This window comes from Mesorhizobium sp. M7A.T.Ca.US.000.02.2.1 (assembly GCF_003996995.1).
Taxonomy (GTDB): domain Bacteria; phylum Pseudomonadota; class Alphaproteobacteria; order Rhizobiales; family Rhizobiaceae; genus Mesorhizobium.
This window is the reverse complement of the sequence record NZ_RZTT01000901.1, coordinates 1-509: the sequence shown is the minus strand read 5'-3', so window position 1 is coordinate 509 and position 509 is coordinate 1. Positions and strand designations below refer to the sequence as shown.

Genomic DNA, 509 nt, shown 5'->3' with positions numbered 1-509 from the left:
AGGCAGGGGCGGAAGACGCCGAGGGGGATGAGGCGACCCGATACATTCGGCTGGCCTTGAAGGAGTCAGAATTTGCAGCGGTGACCGCCAGAGCCGAGGCGATGGGGTGGCGTCGAAACGTCTGGATCGTCAACATGATTCGGACAGCTTTGTTCGATCAGCCGCACCCCACGAACCAGGAAGCGGAGCTTCTTCGTCGGTCCAACAGCAACATGCTGGCCATCGGTCGGAACGTGAACCAGCTGGCCCATGCCCTTCATCGGGACGATCGCTATAAGGACAGCGTGACGGTCGAAAAGCTCGACGCGCTGCGTGCCAAAATCTCCACGCATGTCGCTGCGGTCCAGGCACTGCTTGCCGCCGCCCAGAACCGCTGGATGCCGCCGAGGATGGAAGAATGAACCTGACCACCTACGATCCCTGGCCCAAGCCTGTAATTCCTGCCCGGGCGGATCGCTCGACTTATGCAGTCGCGTTCGCGCACGGCCTTTCATACTTCTCCTGGACCG

The 509-nt window shown here is 61.3% G+C and carries 1 pseudogene; it reads left to right on the top strand.

Going from position 1 to position 509, the window contains the following annotated elements:
* Positions 1 to 401: pseudogene (locus EOD15_RS35360) on the top strand (plasmid mobilization relaxosome protein MobC); the annotation flags it as partial.
* Positions 402 to 509 lie beyond the last annotated feature (108 nt).